At 45.2% G+C, this 19,432-nt stretch carries 21 protein-coding genes and 1 riboswitch; of the genes, 13 read left to right on the top strand and 8 right to left on the bottom strand.

What is annotated here, in order from left to right:
* Positions 1–32: 32 nt before the first annotated feature.
* Both asd and AB3351_RS11615 read right to left on the bottom strand, forming a co-directional pair.
* Entirely contained in the window at positions 33–881 is an 849-nt protein-coding gene (asd, locus tag AB3351_RS11620; RefSeq protein WP_371147314.1) for an archaetidylserine decarboxylase, read from the bottom strand.
* 59 nt (positions 882–940) lie between these two features.
* A complete protein-coding gene (locus AB3351_RS11615) occupies positions 941–1,552 on the bottom strand; it encodes a hypothetical protein (RefSeq protein ID WP_371147313.1) in 612 nt (203 codons plus the stop codon).
* A 146-nt stretch (positions 1,553–1,698) separates the two neighbouring features.
* Between AB3351_RS11615 and AB3351_RS11610 the strand changes: the two genes are divergently transcribed.
* The 4 genes from AB3351_RS11610 (at position 1,699) to AB3351_RS11595 (ending at position 4,680) form a co-directional block, all read left to right on the top strand.
* The gene (locus AB3351_RS11610; protein ID WP_371147312.1) at positions 1,699–2,826 is read left to right on the top strand and encodes a serine hydrolase; all 1,128 of its coding nucleotides are present in this window, start codon (positions 1,699–1,701) and stop codon (positions 2,824–2,826) included.
* Between the two features lie 78 nt (positions 2,827–2,904).
* Complete coding sequence (locus tag AB3351_RS11605) at positions 2,905–3,084, top strand: hypothetical protein (RefSeq protein WP_371147311.1); 180 nt, start codon at positions 2,905–2,907, stop codon at positions 3,082–3,084.
* A gap of 169 nt (positions 3,085–3,253) precedes the next feature.
* Positions 3,254–3,793: a hypothetical protein gene (locus tag AB3351_RS11600; protein ID WP_371147310.1), complete on the top strand. Its 540-nt coding sequence runs from the start codon at positions 3,254–3,256 to the stop codon at positions 3,791–3,793.
* Between the two features lie 14 nt (positions 3,794–3,807).
* Positions 3,808–4,680: a hypothetical protein gene (locus AB3351_RS11595; RefSeq protein ID WP_371147309.1), complete on the top strand. Its 873-nt coding sequence runs from the start codon at positions 3,808–3,810 to the stop codon at positions 4,678–4,680.
* A 34-nt stretch (positions 4,681–4,714) separates the two neighbouring features.
* Here the strand turns inward: AB3351_RS11595 and AB3351_RS11590 are convergent, their stop codons facing one another.
* Entirely contained in the window at positions 4,715–4,894 is a 180-nt protein-coding gene (locus AB3351_RS11590; protein ID WP_371147308.1) for a Spo0E family sporulation regulatory protein-aspartic acid phosphatase, read from the bottom strand.
* A 286-nt stretch (positions 4,895–5,180) separates the two neighbouring features.
* Here AB3351_RS11590 and AB3351_RS11585 point away from each other — a divergent pair, with 286 nt between their 5' ends.
* The 7 genes from AB3351_RS11585 to rbsB all read left to right on the top strand — a co-directional run bounded on the left by AB3351_RS11585 (position 5,181) and on the right by rbsB (position 11,502).
* Complete coding sequence (locus AB3351_RS11585; RefSeq protein WP_371147307.1) at positions 5,181–5,672, top strand: hypothetical protein; 492 nt, start codon at positions 5,181–5,183, stop codon at positions 5,670–5,672.
* A gap of 89 nt (positions 5,673–5,761) precedes the next feature.
* The gene (locus AB3351_RS11580; RefSeq protein ID WP_371147306.1) at positions 5,762–6,748 is read left to right on the top strand and encodes a LacI family DNA-binding transcriptional regulator; all 987 of its coding nucleotides are present in this window, start codon (positions 5,762–5,764) and stop codon (positions 6,746–6,748) included.
* 3 nt (positions 6,749–6,751) lie between these two features.
* Positions 6,752–7,669, top strand: coding sequence for a ribokinase (gene rbsK / locus AB3351_RS11575; RefSeq protein WP_371147305.1), 918 nt, complete (start codon positions 6,752–6,754; stop codon positions 7,667–7,669).
* A gap of 21 nt (positions 7,670–7,690) precedes the next feature.
* Positions 7,691–8,086, top strand: a complete 396-nt coding sequence (rbsD, locus tag AB3351_RS11570; protein ID WP_371147304.1) for a D-ribose pyranase — start codon at positions 7,691–7,693, stop codon at positions 8,084–8,086.
* A gap of 18 nt (positions 8,087–8,104) precedes the next feature.
* On the top strand, positions 8,105–9,595 hold the full coding sequence (locus tag AB3351_RS11565; protein WP_371147303.1) for a sugar ABC transporter ATP-binding protein: 1,491 nt from the start codon (positions 8,105–8,107) through the stop codon (positions 9,593–9,595).
* 1 nt (position 9,596) lies between these two features.
* The gene (locus AB3351_RS11560) at positions 9,597–10,538 is read left to right on the top strand and encodes an ABC transporter permease subunit (protein ID WP_371147302.1); all 942 of its coding nucleotides are present in this window, start codon (positions 9,597–9,599) and stop codon (positions 10,536–10,538) included.
* Between the two features lie 34 nt (positions 10,539–10,572).
* Complete coding sequence (gene rbsB / locus AB3351_RS11555; RefSeq protein ID WP_371147301.1) at positions 10,573–11,502, top strand: ribose ABC transporter substrate-binding protein RbsB; 930 nt, start codon at positions 10,573–10,575, stop codon at positions 11,500–11,502.
* Positions 11,503–11,577: 75 nt separating this feature from the next.
* On the opposite strand, the gene AB3351_RS11550 is transcribed toward rbsB, so the two are convergent.
* Positions 11,578–11,925, bottom strand: coding sequence for a hypothetical protein (locus AB3351_RS11550; RefSeq protein ID WP_371147300.1), 348 nt, complete (start codon positions 11,923–11,925; stop codon positions 11,578–11,580).
* Positions 11,926–12,182: 257 nt separating this feature from the next.
* Here AB3351_RS11550 and AB3351_RS11545 point away from each other — a divergent pair, with 257 nt between their 5' ends.
* On the top strand, positions 12,183–12,533 hold the full coding sequence (locus AB3351_RS11545; RefSeq protein WP_371147299.1) for a DUF3243 domain-containing protein: 351 nt from the start codon (positions 12,183–12,185) through the stop codon (positions 12,531–12,533).
* 74 nt (positions 12,534–12,607) lie between these two features.
* On the opposite strand, the gene AB3351_RS11540 is transcribed toward AB3351_RS11545, so the two are convergent.
* The gene (locus tag AB3351_RS11540; protein WP_371147298.1) at positions 12,608–14,641 is read right to left on the bottom strand and encodes a sensor domain-containing diguanylate cyclase; all 2,034 of its coding nucleotides are present in this window, start codon (positions 14,639–14,641) and stop codon (positions 12,608–12,610) included.
* Positions 14,642–14,678: 37 nt separating this feature from the next.
* A riboswitch (cyclic di-GMP riboswitch) is annotated at positions 14,679–14,761 on the bottom strand.
* A gap of 151 nt (positions 14,762–14,912) precedes the next feature.
* Between AB3351_RS11540 and AB3351_RS11535 the strand changes: the two genes are divergently transcribed.
* Positions 14,913–15,305: a VOC family protein gene (locus AB3351_RS11535; RefSeq protein WP_371147297.1), complete on the top strand. Its 393-nt coding sequence runs from the start codon at positions 14,913–14,915 to the stop codon at positions 15,303–15,305.
* A gap of 68 nt (positions 15,306–15,373) precedes the next feature.
* Here the strand turns inward: AB3351_RS11535 and AB3351_RS11530 are convergent, their stop codons facing one another.
* From AB3351_RS11530 to AB3351_RS11520, 3 genes are all read right to left on the bottom strand, one after another.
* Positions 15,374–17,110: a hypothetical protein gene (locus AB3351_RS11530; protein WP_371147296.1), complete on the bottom strand. Its 1,737-nt coding sequence runs from the start codon at positions 17,108–17,110 to the stop codon at positions 15,374–15,376.
* A gap of 17 nt (positions 17,111–17,127) precedes the next feature.
* Positions 17,128–18,432 carry an AAA family ATPase gene (locus AB3351_RS11525; RefSeq protein WP_371147295.1) on the bottom strand — a complete coding sequence of 435 codons (1,305 nt, stop codon included), beginning with the start codon at positions 18,430–18,432 and terminating at the stop codon, positions 17,128–17,130.
* 135 nt (positions 18,433–18,567) lie between these two features.
* Positions 18,568–19,284 carry an NAD(P)-binding domain-containing protein gene (locus tag AB3351_RS11520; RefSeq protein ID WP_371147294.1) on the bottom strand — a complete coding sequence of 239 codons (717 nt, stop codon included), beginning with the start codon at positions 19,282–19,284 and terminating at the stop codon, positions 18,568–18,570.
* Positions 19,285–19,432: the final 148 nt, after the last annotated feature.

The raw sequence follows: 19,432 nt of genomic DNA, 5'->3' as shown, positions 1-19,432 counted from the left end.
CGCCTGCTCTGTTCTCATCCGTTTTTTTATGCTTAGTTGTTCGAAGAGTCGATCGTACCAATCTGCTCCCCGAATTTTACATCTGTGCCTTCTACGATTTTCTTGTCGAGAACGATGCGATCTTTTTCAAACAGAAGAATCACCGTAGACCCGAACTCGAATAGGCCGACCTCTTCCCCTTTTTGGTATAACGGCTTATCAGGAAGATCACGTGAATACATTCGTCCGCCCTTTATATTGGTCGTATGCTCCCCGTACCCAACCTTCACGCTGCCAACGATGAATGCACCTACTTTTATTAGAGCCATCTCTCCAGCAGGTGTATCGGCGTACGTAATAATCCGCTCGTTCTTAGTGAACAGTCCCTGCACATGGTGCACGCCGATGCTGTTAACAGGAAAAAGACGCCCAGGCACATACGTCAAGTGTGTTAGCTCACCGTCAATTGGCATGTGAATCCGGTGGTAATCACGCGGGCTCAGATAGATTGTCAGAAACGTCCCGCCTTCAAAACGCTTCGCCTTCTCCTGTGAACATCCAAGCAATTGCTCTACCGTATAGTTAATATGTTTAGCTTGGATGAGCGCCCCTTGATGAATCGTTCCCACCTGTGCTACTTTTCCATCCACCGGACTGATTACTGCGTCAGGGCGTGTGTTGATCGGACGGGCCCCTTGCTTAAGTTTACGCGTAAAAAATGCGGTCAAATGTGGATAATCCGCCAGCGGCCGTTCGATCTCTTCCGTATTAATACGGAAAAAAGAAATGTATGGCTTAATAAAGCGCCTGCTTGCCCGAGAGCGTCCAGCTTGTCCTACTAGACGAGAAATCGCATTCTGCGGCAGCAGGGTAAGAATTGTCTTTAAAAAAGAGCCGATCACGTATCTATATCCTTTCTACATCAAGTATAAAGTGCCATTATATTGTAGCACAAAACCTTCTACCAATCTCGCAGCTTTTCATCCTCTGTGTCATACGTACCATCTCCATTTAGATCCCACCAGTTAGCACCGCGTAAGGATTGTGCATAGGCAACCTCCGCATCGGGTGCTCCGATGCGTTTTAAGGTTTCAATTTGTATCTCAAGGCATTTCATTTCAGCTGTCATTCCTGTCCACACATCATTAGGAACAGCTCTTTTGTGTGTAGTAAGGTAGTCATGATACAGCCTCGAATGATATGCATCATGTACGATAGTGCTTGCATACCAGGTGAGAGAAGCTGACGAAGTGGCAGCACCGACTTTGTAGGTCGGCGGTGTTTCATATGCTGCCATGCCGCTAAAAGTATGCTGCTGTATCTTGCCGATAGAGGCGATGACGAGCGCATAGTCTGCGGGTGCTTTTGTCTTCAGCAAGGTAAGAGCATCCTTTGTGCGTGTTGTAAATGTTTTATCTCCTGTAATCATGATAGACGGAGAGGTAGAAATCACATTCGTCTGTTTCTTAGTAATATAATGTGGGGTTTTGGCTTCTGCGATAGCTATGTCTACAGGCGCATGATAGCTAAGAAGAAATGGACAGATGAGCAATGGAGCAATGACATGCTTCATGAATGCGCCTCCTTCGTATAGATTGTCTTACAAGGTAAATTCGGTAGCAAAGAAAAAAATCCTGTAGTTCCTTATACCTGATACGGTGAAAAAATGAAACGGATCGTCTATCCCTCCGTATTGCCTATAAAAACAAAGGAGAACCTATGGTGAAACGTTTACTGCTGGGCGTTAGTGCACTTCTGGCTATAGGCGCCGGAATTTTGGGATATATTTATCAGAAAAAATCGCCTACTGCTGCTGATATGCTTTCATTTATAAAAGAGAATCCACAGCGAGCTTCTCTGCATTATATTCAAGATGGAGAAGTGAAGGTCGCTTTTCATTCTGAGAAAATGATGCCGCTTGCTAGCACCGTAAAAACGGTGATTGCCATCGAATATGCGAAACAGTCAGCACAAGGAAAACTTCAACCCAAGAATATGGTGCCGCTTGATGAACTCGAGAGGTATTATTTGCCCAATCTTGACGGTGGTGCGCATTCGGCATGGCGTACGTCGCTTGAACAAAAAGGGGCTGTAAAGAATGGTATGGTTTCCCTAGAGGAAGTGGCAAAGGGAATGATCCAATATAGCTCGAATGCGAACACGGAATATTTGATGCAAAGGCTTGGAAAAAAGAATATAGATCAAACGCTTGTTGATCTGGGACTGTCCCGTCATGAAGCTATCTATCCGTTCGTCTCTTCATTATTATTACCGTATGAGTTAATGGCAGCGGACACATCGGGAGGGTCGGAGAAGGAGGCATTGGCAAGAGCGAAAAAGAAGATGGCAGCAATGAGTGATGAAGAGTGGGCCGCATATGCGTGGCGAATTCATGAGAAGCTTGCTAACGATGCAGACGGAACATACAAAAACGGATCGGGAATTGAGCGCTGGTATGACGGAGATATAGATAAGATGAACTCTGAGCGTTTTCCTAGTGCGACCGCTAAAGAGTATGCTGAGCTGATGCAAAAAATCAATAGCCGCACTTATTTTTCAAAGGAGGTACAGACGTACCTTCATCCGCTTCTTGAGGGGATAATGGAAAATCCAGCAAATAAGCAATGGCTTCAGCATGCAGGCAAGAAGGGTGGATCAACCGCCTATATCTTGACCGATGCAATGTATGCAACTACAAAAGAAGGCACCCGGACAGAGCTTGCTGTATTCTTTCATCATTTGCAGCCAGAAGAAGTTGAAAAACTCACGGGTTCGCTAAATGAGTTTGAACTTCTGCTGCTGCAAGATAAGGCGTTCCAAACAAAAGTGAGCAGTGAATTACAGTAAGAAATCAATACCGTATAGCTCAGAGCATGACGGCGAAAAATATATTGGTATGAAATATGCAGCAGAGGAGGGAATAACATGGGAGAAAATAAGTTTCGCCAATATCGTCACCAGAACCCAGAGGGACACCGGCACGTAGAAGATACGCCGTATCTTGGTAAAGCGAATGAGCCTGCCAAACCGTCACCGTCTGGCGAAGCGCGCAACGCTTCGGAAATGGAGAATGCAGGAGATATGCGGCTTAGCAAAGGCGAATAATGTACTTCAGACAAAAAAGCGCTCCGTCAAGAGCGCTTTTTTGCTTGATACGATTTAATAGGCATATGCGGAATTCATGGAAATTGGGTGATTACCCCATATCTTGCTGTGTGGGTATACGTATACATGTATCAATAAAGAGTAATTGAACGATAAGGGAGGAAGTCGGGTGGAGGAAGGTCACAATGTTACGTCGTTGATAGGCAAACATGTGTGCTTGTATGAGAATGGAATAGCGTTGCGAGCGGGTCTGTTGCTTGCGGTAAAGCCTGATCACCTCGTGCTTCATGAAGAGTCGGAAGGCATCGTCTATTACAAAAGAGAAAGGGTCACAAGCATTAGTGCGACCGCTTCAAATATTTCTCAGCCAGAGGGGCAGCAGGAGGAAATGCTGCCAGCGTATATAGATGTATCTTCGATGGATGCATTGTTTGAGACAATGCAATCTTATCATGTTTCCATCAATCATGAGGGCCATGCAGGAGTGGAAGGCATTCTTACGGAAGTCTTTCCAAATCGGATCGTCCTTGCAAATGACGATGAACTGACGATCTTTTTTAAAGCGCACCTTCACAGCATAAGGGTTATCGAGAAGAAGGAAGAACAGATACCGCAAAAAGATGCAGTCAAAGACAGCATATGGCTAGGTCGTTGGGAATGGCCGTATGAGAATTTCCGCTGGTGGTTAAGGAGAAGAAAAGCAACGTAATCGGAGGGATGGACATGAGTGAGAAAGAAACGGAACATCCGCTTACGTATTGGATTGATCATATGATATGGATCAACAAATTTGGTAAAGATGCTGCATATGGCTGCCTTTTAGACATAAAGGATGATTATCTTATTTTGAAAAAAGAAGACAGGGAAGTATATTACAGGATCGATCAGATACAGAGCATGACCGTAAAAAATAAAGAGGAAGCCTCAAACCCTAACGTCTCTGCACATACAGTTTCTGATACAGATGCAGCAATAGGTAGGGGGCATGAGATAGCTCGGATGGAGATAGAAGCAGATCAGCATGAAGAAGTAGCAGCAAGTGCGGAGGTGAAGGAGCGAGAGATAGAGAGCGGGAGGGAGCGGCAGGTGGATTACCATGAGGGACGAGTGGGAAAAGCGGAAGTATATGTAGAAAATGGAAACGACATATCCGATGCGCGGGTTATAGCCTGGGACAAAGAAGCGGATCGGTTATTTGAAGATGAAGAGGATGATGATGAAGACGAACAAGGGAACACGAAGTTTTTCAATGTAAATATAGAAAGTGAAGCCGCAAGCTCAACCTGGAAAGCGAATACACCAAGCAAAAGCTCCATTCTTTTTCCGGCTGCAAAAACAGAAACACCTAAAGTTCCTGCGGATACGAATCGCACATCCGAAACGGCGAGTAATAAAGGGACGGGGGGAGCGGCAGAATATATACCGCCTGGTACCCTAATACTTGATGTTCCGGCACCGAGTAAGAAAAAGGTGCGTACACCAGCGAAGAGCACCAAGCCGAATAAACGAAAAAGCAAAGAGAGAAAACCAAAGGCCAAACCGTTAAAAAAAACTGTTTGGCTCTCAAAGAAGGTAAACAGAGGCGCTTTGAAATAAATTCAAAGCGTTTCTTTTTGGAAAAAAGCAATAGTTACAGTGCAGGAACCAACTCTTCCTGTGGGCGCATGGCTTTTATGATAAGCTGGTCTAATTTCTGACTAATATACAATACGCTGGGATGCTGAAAGTTAAAGTTATGTTGAGCCGCTGTTAAGGCAAGGAGTGTTTTTAATTCTTCAATTCTGCAGGATAACGTATGATCAAACTTCATAAAAAACCGCCTCTTTTTAGTTTTTCATGTAGTCATGCTAAGTACATGGTTATTATTATTTTCTATCTTACTGAATTTGGCAACCGTATTTTGGCTCTGAAATCTCGATTATACAAAAAAAGTACATGTTTCATATGCAAAAAGAAGGAGAAGTATGCGACTACTCCCATAGGTACGGACTAATATCCTGCAAAATCCAGAACCGATCAAAGTGCAATAGGGATGAATAATGGAAATTCGTCCCATACTATATTGGAACAAAGAGACAATGAAAGGAGCAAAACTTATGAAGGCGGTATGGTGGACGCGTTTATTTCGCCAAAGGCATGTAGCATGCGAGGGGAAGGCAGAAAGTGCTGCGTGGCCGGATGAGCGAGAATTAGTACATACACTTCATCAAATGAAAGAAAAAGTACGACAGGCGCATACGGAATGTATGCTTGATCATGATTTGTATGATGAATGCCGTTACTTGCTTATTCGTCTTGACCTACTTCTCCCTTATGCCTTAATCACCCCAACGGCAGTAAAACAGCGAATCATTCATTTGATCATGGAAGATGCAGCAGGCATTCTTCTTCCTTACCTGTTGTTAGGAGAGGAGGGGCGGTGCACGGCACGACGTGACCTTTTGTATGCGCTCCGGTATATGACAGGAGAGGCAAGGCGTATTATTGCTGCAATACAAGAGTATGAACGAGAAGCTTTTGCAAATCAGGCAGCCTTTGTTGCCAAGTGGAGTGAAAAAAGTAAAACACAATTCGGTAATTGTGATTGACAAATTGTATCATATCGTTTTATAGTATGTTTGAATATGATGTGTAACCGATTACACATTACGATAAGTTGTTGGGAAGGAAGGCATAGATGGCTACCATTAAAGATGTATCGAGGCTTGCGGGTGTATCCGTCGCTACTGTATCCCGCGTATTAAATCGCAGTGGATATGTACATGAGGAGACAGAGCGCAAAGTATTGCGGGCAATTAAAGAGTTAAATTATACGCCGAATTTCGTGGCCCGCAGTTTATCTAACAAAAAAACGAGCACGATAGGATTAATGGTGCCAGATATTACAAATCCATTCTTTCCCGAGTTGGCCCGTGCAGTTGAAGACGTCATGCAGTTGTATGGATATACGACGATTCTTGGCAATTCAGATGACAATCCACAAAAAGAGAAACAATACATTCATGCATTGAATCAGCGCTATATCGATGGTTTCCTGCTCGCTTCCACAGCGCTTACTGCAGAAGAACTGCATGCTTTAGATGTACCGGTAGTCGTGCTTGATCGTACGATTGCATCGGACACGATTCCGATGGTGACATCTAAAAATCGTGCAGGGTCTAGAGAAGCGACAGAGTTCTTGTTAAGCCAGGGCTGCCGGAAGATTGCTCACCTGCGAGGTCCCGTGCAGCTTGTTAATGCGAATGAACGATGTCAGGGATATCTAGATGCAGTAGGAGAAATGGATTGGTTTCATACCGGACTGATTGGGCTTGGGAATTATGATATGAGACAGGCAACAAAAGTGACTTTGGCATTGCTTAAAGAGTATCCGGATGTTGATGGGATTTTTGCTGGAAACGATACGATGGCGATCGGTGCGCTGCGGGCGGCCCAAATGCTTGGGGTCCGCATTCCGGCGGAGCTATCGATTGTTGGCTATGATGGGATTGCGATGGGTGAGGTTGTTTATCCGGAACTAACCACGATGGCACAGCCCATCTACGATATGGGAGCGTTAGCGGCGCGTATGCTTATTAAGATGATTGAGAAGCAGCCGCTTGATAAACGGTATTATGAACTTGATGTACAACTGATTAAGCGAGGAACGACGAAGGAGGTGTAAGAGATGAGACAACCGAAAGTGGTGGTGGTGGGCAGTATCAATATGGATCTAGTAACCGAGACGCCGCGTGTGCCTGCGATAGGAGAAACGGTGCTTGGCAGCCGGTTCTCCACACTGCCCGGAGGCAAGGGAGCTAATCAGGCGGTTGCTTGTGCGAGGCTTGGTGCGGATGTTCGTATGGTTGGCTGTGTTGGTGATGATAGCTTCGGTGTAGAGCTTGTAGAGAATTTGCGCCGTGAAGGTGTACGTGTGGACGATGTGGAACCGATTACACAATGTGCGACGGGAATTGCCTCTATCGTAGTGGAGAACGGAGATAATTCGATTATTGTTGTGCCAGGCGCTAATCATACGGTAACGCCGGAGACGGTGCGCAGATCCGAGATAGCTATTCAGGAAGCTGACGCTGTATTACTTCAGCTTGAGATACCGCTGGATGCAGTTGTGGAGACGGTACGCATCGCCAATGCACATCATGTGCCTGTGATTGTTAATCCAGCGCCGGCTGCACAGCTTCCGCATGACATTATGCAAAGTATTACCGTGCTAACACCGAATGAATATGAGCTGGCCATCCTGCTTGGAGAGCAGGCGGGAGATACGGCAGATTTTCGTGAACGAATGGCTTCATATCCGGGATGTCTGGTCATGACAAAGGGAAGTGACGGGGCATACTACAGCACACCGGATCGTGGCGTGCATCATCAACCGGGCTTTAGCGTTGCTGTGGTGGATACGACGGGGGCAGGGGATACATTCAATGCAGCGTTGGCAGTCATGATTGGGCAAGGACGTTCGATGGAAGAAGCGGTGCGCTATGCGGTAGCTGCTAGTGCATTATCAGTTACCAGATTCGGCGCGCAGGGAGGAATGCCATCTCATGCCCAGGTGGAAGCCTTCCTTCATCAATCGGAGATGTAGAGACATAAGAGGAGTTAAGCAATGAAAAAGACAGGTACATTAAACAGTGAAATCGCAGCGGTCATCGCCAAGCTTGGACATACCGATACGATTGTGATTGGTGATTGCGGTCTGCCGATTCCGGATGGAGTGCACCGTATTGATCTGGCACTGAAGCCGGGTTTACCGTCGTTTATCGAGACGCTTGAGGTTGTGCTTGAGGAGATGCAGGTGGAATCGGCCGTGCTTGCCAGTGAGATTACAACATATAATCAGGGGATTGCACAGCAGATAGGGAACAAATTACCTCACGCTTCGCTCTCCTATGTATCACATGAGGAATTCAAAAAGCTGACCGGGCATGCGAAAGCTGTTATCCGGACAGGGGAAGCTACGCCATATGCAAATATTATTTTGACATCCGGCGTGATCTTTTAAACAAAAGGGTGTTGCAGAATGAACACGCTAATTGAAATGACAGGCATTACTAAATCATTTGGAAAAGTACATGTACTTAAAGACGTATCGTTTTCGCTAAAAAAAGGTGAAATTCACGCGCTGATGGGTGAGAATGGAGCGGGGAAATCTACCTTAATGAAAATTCTTACCGGAATTTATCAGAAGGATGCGGGGGCTATTCGTGTGCGCGGGCAAGAGATGAGCATAGGCAGCCCGAAGGAAGCGGAGCAGTTAGGCATTGCTGTTATTCACCAAGAACTCAATATCATTCCACAGCTTAGTGTTATGGAGAACATGTTTCTTGGCCGTGACTTATGCTACGGCAGAACCGGTATTCTTCGCACCAATGAGATGAAAAAGCAGACACGCATCTATCTAGAGAGGCTTGGCGTTCATTTGCATCCGGACATGGAAGCCGGCAAGCTCTCTATTGGACAGCAGCAAATGATCGAGATTGCCCGCGCTCTTTCGTTGAATGCAGAAGTACTCATCATGGATGAGCCGACAGCGGCGTTAACGGAGCGAGAAATCGAAGCCTTATTTAAGGTAATGAGAGAATTGCGTGCTCAAGGTGTAGGAATTGTGTATGTTTCGCATCGAATGGAAGAGATTTTTGCAATATGTGATCGTATCTCTGTCCTACGGGACGGTACGTTTGTTGGTACGGAAACAATAAAGGAAACCGACTTGGAAACCATCGTGCGTATGATGGTGGGCCGACAGCTCGGCGACCGCTTTCCGGAACGTGAGGTTGCATTAGGAGAAGAACGCTTGCGTGTTGAGAATGTAAGTGACGAAGCGACGATTTCCGGCATTAGTTTTTCAGCTCGACGTGGTGAGGTGCTTGGCATTGCGGGCCTTATGGGGGCTGGACGGACGGAAGTGGCCCGTGCGTTGTTTGGCGTAGGCGGTAAGCCGGAGGGTAAGATTTTTCTCGATGGGGAGGAAATCCACATTCGCAAGCCGGATGATGCGATCGCACAGGGAATTGCTTTCGTAACAGAAGATCGCAAGGGTCAAGGCTTAGTTCTTGGGCTTTCTATACGCGAGAATATTGCACTTACGAATCTAGAGACATTAGCGAAAAATGGAATTGTGTCTATTTCGAAAGAGGCACAGCTTGTCGATGACATGATGAAGCGGCTGAATATCAAAGCAAGCAGCGGCGAACAAATGGTGAAATCATTAAGTGGAGGCAACCAGCAGAAGGTCGTTTTCGGTAAATGGCTCGGAATCAAACCTAAAGTATTGATTCTTGATGAACCGACGCGCGGTGTGGATATTGGAGCCAAAAAAGAAATCTATCACATCATGAATCAGCTTACCGCTGAAGGAGTCACCATTCTTATGATATCGTCGGAGTTGCCGGAGATTCTCGGCATGAGCGATCGGATTCTTGTGATGCATGAAGGGAAGCTGGCGGCAGTGATGGATAAAACTCAGGCCACGCAGGAGAAGATCATGCACGCGGCCACCGGAGGAAAGTAATATGGCAGACAAAAAATCTTTTTCACTTAATCTTCAAAAGCTCGGACCCGTTATTGGATTGTTTGTTATTATCGCTATTCTCGCGGTAATGAGTCCAGACTTTTTAACGCAAAACAATATCTTTAATGTGCTGCGTCAAGTATCGATTAATGCACTGATTGCATTTGGTATGACGTTTGTTATCTTAACCGGGGGAATTGACCTGTCGGTTGGCGCAATGCTGGCACTGGCTGGTGCATTGACCGCCGGAATGATGACAGGCGGTATGGACCCAATCCTTGCGGTTCTTCTTGGACTTCTTGCCGGATTGGTTATGGGAGCGGTAAATGGTCTTCTCGTAACAAAGGGAAAAGTAGCTCCTTTTATTGCTACGCTGGCTACGATGACGATATTCCGCGGACTTACGCTCGTCTATACGGAAGGGCGTCCGATTACCGATTTTGACAGTGAAATGTTTACCATGCTTGGGGGCGGTTATTTCTTTGTCATTCCTGTTCCAGTATTATGGATGCTCGGCAGCTTTGCGGTGCTGTACTTTATTCTGAAGAAGACGGCATTTGGCCGCCGTACGTATGCTATTGGCGGCAATGAAGAAGCATCAATTCTATCGGGAATTAAAGTGGACCGAGTAAAAATTTATATTTATTCATTGACCGGATTTTTATCCGCATTAGCGGGTATTATTCTTACTTCGCGTCTAAATTCAGCACAAGCCAATGCAGGTATGGGGTATGAACTGGATGCAATCGCTGCGGTAGTGCTTGGGGGTACCAGTCTATCTGGTGGACGCGGCTGGATTTTTGGTACATTGATTGGTGCGATGATTATTGGTGTTCTAAATAACGGATTGAACTTGCTAGGCGTATCCTCGTTCTATCAACAGGTTGTAAAAGGTTCAGTGATTCTGCTTGCCGTCTTGCTTGATCGTAAGAAGGCAGCATAGTATACAGACTATTAGCGTAAAGGGGATTACAATAATGAAAAAGCTGTTTAACGGTCTCGCAGTAGGTATGCTCGGGCTCTCGCTCATGGTTGGCTGTACCACACAGGCACCTGGCACATCTGAAAAATCAGAAGGAGGCAAGAAGGAAGAAATCACCGTAGGTCTTGCTGTCTCCACACAGAGTAACCCGTTCTTCGTGACCCTGAAAGAGGGCGCGGAAAAAGCGGCAAAAGAAAACAACATGAAACTTATTGCTGTTGATGCGCAGGATGATCCGGCAAAGCAAATCTCTGGCATTGAGGACTTGATTCAGCGTCAGGTAGACGTGCTGCTGGTAAATCCGACTGACTCGGCGGCGGTATCTTCTGCGATTAAGTCTGCAAATCGTGCGAACATCCCGGTTATTACGGTGGACCGGAGTGCGGAAGGTGGCGAGGTAGCCTCCCATGTAGCATCGGATAATGTGGCCGGTGGTAAAATGGCGGCAGAATATCTGCTTGAGAAAATCGGGAAACAAGGGAATGTTGTGGAGCTTGAAGGGATTCCTGGTTCTTCTGCTGCTCGTGAACGCGGTAAAGGCTTTCATGAGGTTATGGATAAAGAAACAGGTGTCAAAATTATTGCCAAACAGCCAGCCGATTTTGACCGTGCAAAAGGCATGAGCGTTATGGAGAATATTCTCCAAGGCAACAAAGATATTAAAGCCGTATTTGCCCATAATGACGAGATGGCATTAGGTGCAATCAAAGCGATCCAATCAGCAGGTCTAAAAGATGTCGTAGTCGTAGGCTTTGATGCAACAGATGATGCGGTAGCCGCAGTCAAAGACGGACGCATGAGCGCAACGATTGCACAGAAGCCCGAGTTGATAGGTAAACAAGCAATCGAAGTAGCGAAAAAGGTTGCTGCCGGTGAAAAGGTAGAGAAAGATGTACCGGTTAAGCTTGAGTTGGTCAAGCAATAACAGCCGTTATATCAGAGTGAAAAAAGGCCCGTTATGCCCGCTCGGAGAACATCCGAGTAGGCGGCGGGTTTTTTATTATTCTTTCTTGTGATTTTGGATGAGTGCATTTCGATGCTGGTATGCCCGCTCGAACGAGCCCGGTGAAGAGTAGATGCTGTCTTTATAGTCCTCGTACCACCGTTCAATCAGATGCAGCTTTTCTGTGTCTGACGCATTCTGCAAGTAATGCAGTCGTGCCTTTTCATCCTCTGGCATGGCAGGGGATAATTCTGTCTTATTAATGGCAAAGAGCCGATTCATATTGCTGATAAAGAAGTTAAACATATATTTTTGTGTAATTTCAAACGCATAGTCTTCAGGATGGCCGCTATCCCGTCGTTCGCAATAAATACCTAATAAATCCGGTTCCTCAAAAAGCTTCATAGCATAGTCTCCTCTTTTCTTTCTGTTTTCTTGCATAACCAAATGGGAAAAGAAAATACGATTGCTGGCACTGAGCTTCTTTATATTCTCTACACAGTGTATAAGAACGGTCCGTTTCGATTCAACAGATACGAGAAAATAACATATTGAACAATAGTTGTATAATATTTGTCTTATATTTGTTTGAGTGCAGGAAAAGGGTGGAAAGTTCTATCTGTAGCCAGTAACACATTCTTAAACAACGAGGAGGAAGAAGAATGGAAAACAATGAAATGAATCATATGGTTGATAAGAGTGGCAATGTAGACACCGGTCGAATCGGCGAAGTAGCAAGCCGCATGGGTGAAGATCAAAAAGAGGACATTATGGGCAACTTCGATTCATTCAAAAATTACCTTGGAGATAAGATTCACCTCGGCGAAAAGTTAGGAATGGGCGAAGAAGCACTGGCAAAAACTGCGGAGAAGGTAGGAGATTATTTAGCTGCTAACGAAGAACCGCGCAATCGTGAAGAGCGCTTGCTTCAGGAATTATGGAAAGTCGGCGACCAGGATCAACGTCACCACCTCGCACATATGCTCGTGCGCATGGTACAGGATGAAGCTTAAATACGTATAGATAATTCACTGCCGCCTCTTCTAAGATAGGGGCGGCAGTGTTTTGTTCATGAAAAGGAAAAGGGTTAGCCGACTTTTTGCTGATGATAGTGGCATGTTTGGTTTCTACCGTGCTCTTTTGCATGATACAGTGCTTTATCTGCACATGAGAGTAAGGCCTCCGGCTTCTGTGGAGAAGAAGGGATCATTGTTCCTGCACCAACACTAACAGTAACGAACGGTGCGATCTTGGAGGCGGAGTGGGGGAGCTGCAGGTTTTCAACACACGCTCTAATTTTCTCTGCCACAAGCAGTGCGCCTTCTGTGTCAGTGTTGGGCAGAATACACGCAAATTCTTCCCCGCCGTATCGGGCGATCAGGCTGCCCGCTTGCCGAACTTCTTCCTCAACGGCGCGTGCAATCCTCTTAAGGCATTCATCCCCTCCCTGATGCCCGTATGTATCGTTATATAATTTAAACTGATCAATATCAAACATAACGAGAGAAAAAGGAGAGGAAGCTTGTGCTGCCTGTTCCCATTCTTCCTTCAGCTTTTGATCAAAATATCTGCGGTTATAAATCCCTGTAAGACCGTCTATAATGGAAAGTTGGAGCAGAGTTTCGTTTGCTTTCTTCAGCTTCTCTTTCATTTTAGTTTGTGCTGTTACATCATGGACAACAAATTGAATGGCATTCTTCCCATTATACACAATGGGCGCTGCTGTAATTTCGACATCAATGAATGTTCCATCTTTGCAAATGATTTTCTGTTCGACTAGACGTTCATAAGGCTCATTATTTGTGATTTTTTCGGATCGTTCCGTCACAGCACCGTGAAAGTCAGGATGCACAATATCATAGATGGATGTCCCAATTACTTTTTCCATACAATCTTCCTTCAGCATGCGCACACCTGCCTGGTTGATGCAGACGATGACCCCTTCACTATGTACGCCGATGGTTTGCGGTGAGAGGTCAAATAAGGAACGATACCGTTCTTCGCTTTCTGCAAGCAGTTGTAGATGATGCTGCAGTGCTCTAGACATGCGATTATACGTCTCGCATAGCTGGCGCATTTCTAGCGGTGTTTTTTGGATCACGCTGCTATCGATCGTATAGGAATAATGCCCGCTTTCGATAATTTTGGCTCCTCGCAGCAAATAATGAATCGGATATTCGATTTGCTTTATAATGGAACGAATAAAAAACAACGAAACACAAATAACAAGGAAAACAATAATCCCCATAATAAACAGCAGATGATAGAAAGGGCCGAAAACTTCACGTTGTTCGATCTCTCCGATAATCGCCCATTCATGGTTTTTTACCCAGCGATACGTTCCAAATACCTCAACCCCCCGATAATTCTTATAGCTTTCGGTAAGTGGGGCATTCGCCATGACATGCTTAAAAACAGAGGTACGATCTATAATGATGTTGCTTTCAAAGCCTGTTTCCTTTACTGTGTGTGGGGGAGAATGTCTGGATTCAGTAAGCATAAGTCCATGTTTATCAATCAGATAGGTTTCTCCTGTTTTGCCAAAGTGTAGTTGCTTCATCAAATTATTAACGGTAGTCAGTTCTACTGAGCCGAATATAACGCCCAGAAATTCATGCCTCTCATTCATAACTGGCGAAGAGACGATGATAATAGGCTTGCCCGATACCCTTCCAATGAACACATCTGTAATATAAGAATGCCCTTGCTGTGCCTGCTTGAAATATTCACGATCAGAAAGGTCGACCCCTGTGCTTGCATTCGTGTCAATTCTTGTTATTCCGTTTTTATCTACAAATACAAGCGCAGTGAATTCATTTTGGCTTTCGGAAAAAATTTGCATGTTTTTTTGCAAAGCCTCGATGTTATGTTGCTTAGCTGAAGGAAGAGAAGCGAAATACTGTATGGTTTGCACCCGCTTTTCGAACCAAGTGTCGACAAACTTCTGTTCTAAGCGAATTGTTTCAGATAAGTTTAAAAGAATTTCTTCTTTTCGTTCATAATTTAATGTAAGAGTTATAGGAACAACGCTGAGAATCCCAATAAGCAGAAACAATACTCCCATTGAAAAGAAAAGCTTTGTTTTCAGTGTTTGTGGTGAAATTAAGCGATAAGCCGACATGCTTACCATTCCCCTTTGTAATAAAATAAAAAAACCGACCAGATTTGGCCGGTTGCACTATCTGCTCCAGATCTCTCAAGTGCCCACATACAAAAGATCCTTCAACGCTCCGTGATTATTTTATCATAGTTCAAAAGACTTACACCATCTTTTTTGAACAAAACTGCAAGATTATGTGTATATTTTCTTTTCGTCTCTTTGTTGTATGTGTGCGGAAGTGTAGAATATAAAAAAGCACGAAAAACAACGACAATAGAAAGAGGGAAAGAATATGATTAAGAAAATGGAGCATGTGGCTGTAATCGTATCAGATATGGATCGTTCAATCGATTTTTATAAAGAAATGTTCGACTATCAGGTTCGGCTGCGCGGGGAAAATGAGGTGCGGGAGATGACGTTTCTCTATCATAATGCACAGGCAGGTATGGAGATTGAGCTGATTCGTGATCTTGCTCCGCAGGGCAGCTATAGCGATAGTGGGATTGTAAATCATATTGCTTTTACTGTTGATAATATAGAAGAAGCGATTTCGTATTACCGGAATAAAGGAATCGTGTTTAATACAGAGGAACCGAAGCCCACTCTTGAAGGTGGACGGATGATTCTATTCTATGGACCCGACCGCGAATTATTGCAATTGGTCGAACCGGGGAAACGTATGTAATCTATGTGGTATACATAAAAAAACACGCAAAGGGCAGCAGGTGGAAAGCCTGCTTCTTTGCGTGTTTTTTATTTTCTAAGCGCTGTCTGTGGATCGGCAGGTTCAAATACATCGAGCAATAACCCTGTAGAAGTCTCGTCGCCCATCTCCCAGTTTGTAGCGAAGCGAACGCGGTGTGAGACGCCTAGAATGTCGTATTTCTGCGCTAGATGCTGGCGAGCAGAGCCGATGATGAGCGAGTGAAGCCGCACATGCCGCTGTGCTCCGAGTTCTCTTAGCTGGTTTTGTATAGGGGGAGAGATATGGCCGACGCCGTCTGTCACCATTACGAAATCAGCATTGCGGAAGGCAGAGCTTTGCTGGACAAATTCAATGCCGCGCGCAATAGGGGAATCAAAATGCGTACCCCCGCCAAATGTCATCTGTGACAAGGCATAGAAAGCAGGCCAGTTGGGTTTACGATGGTAAAGCGGCTGCTCCTTTACTTCGCCTTTGGCACCGAAGAGGAGAAGTAGGAAATCGCGTCCTTCTAATAGGGTGAGCGCGGCGAATGTCATGGTAAAAATCTGAGCAAGCCTGAGTTTGCCGCCCCGCATTGAGTGTGACGTATCAAGCATGCAGATGACTGGGCCTTTCTGGGGTTCCTCGATAAAGCCGGTTGTATGATATGTCATCAGTTTTTGTTCAAGCCACTTCACCATGAAATACGGCTCATAGTCTTCATCGGCCAGCAGTACAGCCTCGCTCGGAAGCATGTGTGCCATATCATTGGACTGACGCAGGTCATCATATGCTTCCGGAATGCGTGTGGTACGTATTTTACGTTTTTGTGCGCGATAGTATTGAATGTTGCGCCCTACTTCCTGTAAAAAAGCAAGTAGATCGGGCTGCTTTTTAAGCTTGGCGGCCCATTTAAGGTACTGTTCAAACGTTTGTCTGCGCAGTTTTCCCAATTCATTGCCCCAGCGGCGGTTCGCAAATCGTTGGCTTGCTTCTACTAGATCGTATAGAAAGCGATTTTCTTCTTCTTCACTGGCAAGTGTCTGTGTAAGTGATGTATTTAACCATTCTCCTAATTCTTCTTCAAGCTGTGAGAGAGCTTCTTCGGTTTGCCGCGTAAGTCGTTGGTGCTGCTTCTCCCGCTGTGCAAGCTCTTCCTCGATTTTTTTTAGCTTTTGTTTCAATTTATTTCGCTTTTTGAAATCTGTTTGCATTTCTTCCTGCAGTGATATGATTCTTTGTCGCAGAGCTTTTATTTCTGCTTCTACGAGCGGGCGCGTATCACGTGCTTCCTGTTTTTCTTCAGCAATTTTCTTGCCCTGTTGAAGCGTATAGCCGATAAGCTTTAGCTTCTCTATTTGTTTATCAGATAACTGTTCACTAAGCTGCGCAGCTTCTTCACCCTGCTGCCCTTCTTCTCGTTCTGTGCCAAGCTTTGCAAGTTTTTGCTCCTCCTGTTTTCTCTCTTTCACTTCTTTGGCGTACGTATGAGTGAGCCACATAAGCGCCTTGAGTGCTGTTTTGAATGATGCGCTGACATGAGAGGCTGTGTGAGGATGGAGCGTTCGATAGAAATATTGGCCTCGCAACGTATCAACAAGCCAGCGGTGGAAAGAGGATTCTTCTTTATCCGGGTTCATCTCTGGTCGAGTCAAGTAAAAACAAAGAAAAAAGTCAGCAAACAACTCAACCGTGAACCAGTCCGCCTGCTGCTTCGCTTCCTGTATCCACTCCTGTGCCGTGCGGGAGGAGCGGATGAATCCTTCGAATACGTAACGGTCAACGCGTGTGCAACGAATGATCATCGGCATTCTCCCCTGTTCTATAAGGTATAATCATATGCTGTACCGGGAACTTCTTTATCAAAAAGCGTTCTGTATATGCCCTGTAATGATTGAAGAATGCGTTCGCCTTGTATGCGCAGGCGTGTGTATTTTACCGCATAACGGTCCGGCTGTAGCAATAAAAAGTTACGACCGCGTAAATACGCCGCCATATCTTTTTCTTTTTCCTGCCACATAAGCAGCTTATCTCTAAGCTCGCGTGCTGTTTTCTCAATTTCTACACGACATGTCTCAAGTAGTGACTGTGCACGTACGACCGCATCCTTGCCAAGTTTTTCTCCCACCTCACGCTTAAATTGGTAGCCGTTGAGCTCCTCTTCTTTGTCTAGCCATTTCTCGGCTATTTGGTTGTAGTGATGCAGTGGCAGCTCTTCTTCTATCTCCTGCTTTAATGCCTCCTGAAAATGCTTATCGAATAAATCCTGTAGGACAGGTAAATCCTCCGGTACATCCCATAGCATATGCGGCGTATACACCGTATCCCAGATGGAAACTTGATCGCGTCCATTTAATGCGGCAGACGTCTTCCAAACATGGCCGATTTTGCTCCAGCGACGATCAGATAGCATGAATTCCTTTTCTTCCATGGCCTGTTTGAGTTGGTATAAGAAGTAGACAAGCGATGCAGGCAGGACGATCTGCTTGGCGTTTTTTCGTATGAGTGTAACATCAGCAAGCGTAAGGATATGGGGAAGTGGTTCCTCCGGCAGCTCGAACATGAGCTCATAACTGGCAATGTTTTTTAAGTAGGCGACTTCATAGCGGACAAGAAAACGATCATACAGCGCTTCGAGCTGCTCGTTGTCTTCAGGCAATTCATTGGAGGCTGCCATTAAGAACATCAGTGGTACGTCCTGTTTCTCGCGTCCGTTAAAAAATAATCTTTCATTTAGAATGGATAGCAGAGCATTGAGAATAGCACTGTTGGCTTTAAATATTTCATCTAAAAAAGCAAATTGGGAAGCCGGCAGATACCCATCGGTCTGTCGAATGTAGCGATCCTGCTTTAACTCTTGAAGCGAGACAGGACCAAAGATCTCATCCGGTGTAGTAAAACGCGTGAGAAGATAGTCAAACCACTGTTCACTGCCGAAGAGCTGGGAGATGCTTCTGGCCAATTGTGATTTAGCCGTTCCTGGTGGACCGATGAGCAGCGCATTTTCACCGCTCATCATACTTAAAAATAAAAGGCGAATCAGCTCTTCACGTTCAAAAAAACGCACTTCTAAAAGCTGGATTGCCTCTTCGATTTTTGTTTGAATGGATTTGGGTGTTGAATTCATATGCTGCGCGGCACGCCTGCAAGAAACTGCCGCTTTTCCCCTTTCTGCTTGAAATCTCGTGTAATAGAGACACGGTGCATATAGGTTTTATTTTAACATACACCTTCTTTTAAGCAGAAATGCGGCAGCCGTTTCTTAGTTTTTTGATTGGGAATTATCGAATTGACGTGCAACGCTTTTTCCGAAATGGCCAAGCGTGTTTTCCGCATACGAGCGAATGACGCCGGGAATAAGCGAGGTAAGAGCGCGCTTTTGATACAGTTCAGCAAATCCGCGTTCCCGCATAGCAATCTCTAATTCTTTGGCTGCTTTAATCGCGTAATATGTGGCCATACGGTTTACTTCTTCGACGGTGCTTTCCTGATCTGATGTGACATGGCCAATCAATGAGAAGGTATGAAGAACCGTAATGTTGCGTATATCATCTGAGGGTGTGATTTCTTCGGTAACAAAGAGCCCATTCCCATTTTCGCGCAGGACATCGGCCTGCCCCATAAACTTCATACTTGCCCATGCAAGGCTGGGATAATGCTGCCTTAAGTGAGCGGTTGAAGCGGTAGTAGCCATATTAATAAATAGAGGAGAAGGCGTCTCCGTAAGATGAGGCAGGAGTTCATCGATGAACGGCTCGATCTGTTGGGCAGGAAGGGCCAGAATAATGATATCCGTACGGACAAGCTGTCCTTTAGAAAGAATGTTATGATGAGAATAAGCCTGTGCGCATGCTTCACTTTTTTGTATATCGGGGTGATAAATACCAAGTGAAAAGTTCGTTTCCTGAAAGCGGGTTAACAGAGCTTGGCCAAGCCTACCAATACCGACAATGGCCCATGTGCAAGAAGCTGTGTCCATGTATTGTACCTCCTTATCACCTTTTTGTATATTGTATACCTTACGGAGTGGAAAGAAAACAAATAAAGTGTCAGATAACATGAATAATTGTATAAAAACCATAATTCCTAGTTGACTTTAGGGAATAACCTGTTACAATAAAGTCAAC

The sequence above is a fragment of the Aneurinibacillus sp. REN35 genome, from assembly GCF_041379945.2.
In the GTDB taxonomy this organism is placed as follows: Bacteria; Bacillota; Bacilli; order Aneurinibacillales; family Aneurinibacillaceae; genus Aneurinibacillus.
The sequence above is the reverse complement of the archived record's forward strand: the minus strand, read 5'-3'. Positions and strand labels throughout refer to the sequence as shown.

Bases quoted from the DNA above. Each gene is read 5' to 3' on its own strand.
- AB3351_RS11525 (WP_371147295.1), bottom strand. From the start codon at position 18,432: ATGAATTCAACACCCAAATCCATTCAAACAAAAATCGAAGAGGCAATC.
- AB3351_RS11590 (WP_371147308.1), bottom strand. From the start codon at position 4,894: ATGAAGTTTGATCATACGTTATCCTGCAGAATTGAAGAATTAAAAACA.
- AB3351_RS11535 (WP_371147297.1), top strand. From the start codon at position 14,913: ATGATTAAGAAAATGGAGCATGTGGCTGTAATCGTATCAGATATGGAT.
- AB3351_RS11585 (WP_371147307.1), top strand. From the start codon at position 5,181: ATGAAGGCGGTATGGTGGACGCGTTTATTTCGCCAAAGGCATGTAGCA.
- AB3351_RS11560 (WP_371147302.1), top strand. From the start codon at position 9,597: ATGGCAGACAAAAAATCTTTTTCACTTAATCTTCAAAAGCTCGGACCC.
- AB3351_RS11520 (WP_371147294.1), bottom strand. From the start codon at position 19,284: ATGGACACAGCTTCTTGCACATGGGCCATTGTCGGTATTGGTAGGCTT.
- AB3351_RS11545 (WP_371147299.1), top strand. From the start codon at position 12,183: ATGGAAAACAATGAAATGAATCATATGGTTGATAAGAGTGGCAATGTA.
- rbsD (WP_371147304.1), top strand. From the start codon at position 7,691: ATGAAAAAGACAGGTACATTAAACAGTGAAATCGCAGCGGTCATCGCC.
- AB3351_RS11550 (WP_371147300.1), bottom strand. From the start codon at position 11,925: ATGAAGCTTTTTGAGGAACCGGATTTATTAGGTATTTATTGCGAACGA.
- AB3351_RS11580 (WP_371147306.1), top strand. From the start codon at position 5,762: ATGGCTACCATTAAAGATGTATCGAGGCTTGCGGGTGTATCCGTCGCT.
- AB3351_RS11605 (WP_371147311.1), top strand. From the start codon at position 2,905: ATGGGAGAAAATAAGTTTCGCCAATATCGTCACCAGAACCCAGAGGGA.
- AB3351_RS11565 (WP_371147303.1), top strand. From the start codon at position 8,105: ATGAACACGCTAATTGAAATGACAGGCATTACTAAATCATTTGGAAAA.
- AB3351_RS11595 (WP_371147309.1), top strand. From the start codon at position 3,808: ATGAGTGAGAAAGAAACGGAACATCCGCTTACGTATTGGATTGATCAT.
- rbsB (WP_371147301.1), top strand. From the start codon at position 10,573: ATGAAAAAGCTGTTTAACGGTCTCGCAGTAGGTATGCTCGGGCTCTCG.
- rbsK (WP_371147305.1), top strand. From the start codon at position 6,752: ATGAGACAACCGAAAGTGGTGGTGGTGGGCAGTATCAATATGGATCTA.
- AB3351_RS11615 (WP_371147313.1), bottom strand. From the start codon at position 1,552: ATGAAGCATGTCATTGCTCCATTGCTCATCTGTCCATTTCTTCTTAGC.
- AB3351_RS11540 (WP_371147298.1), bottom strand. From the start codon at position 14,641: ATGTCGGCTTATCGCTTAATTTCACCACAAACACTGAAAACAAAGCTT.
- AB3351_RS11530 (WP_371147296.1), bottom strand. From the start codon at position 17,110: ATGATCATTCGTTGCACACGCGTTGACCGTTACGTATTCGAAGGATTC.
- AB3351_RS11610 (WP_371147312.1), top strand. From the start codon at position 1,699: ATGGTGAAACGTTTACTGCTGGGCGTTAGTGCACTTCTGGCTATAGGC.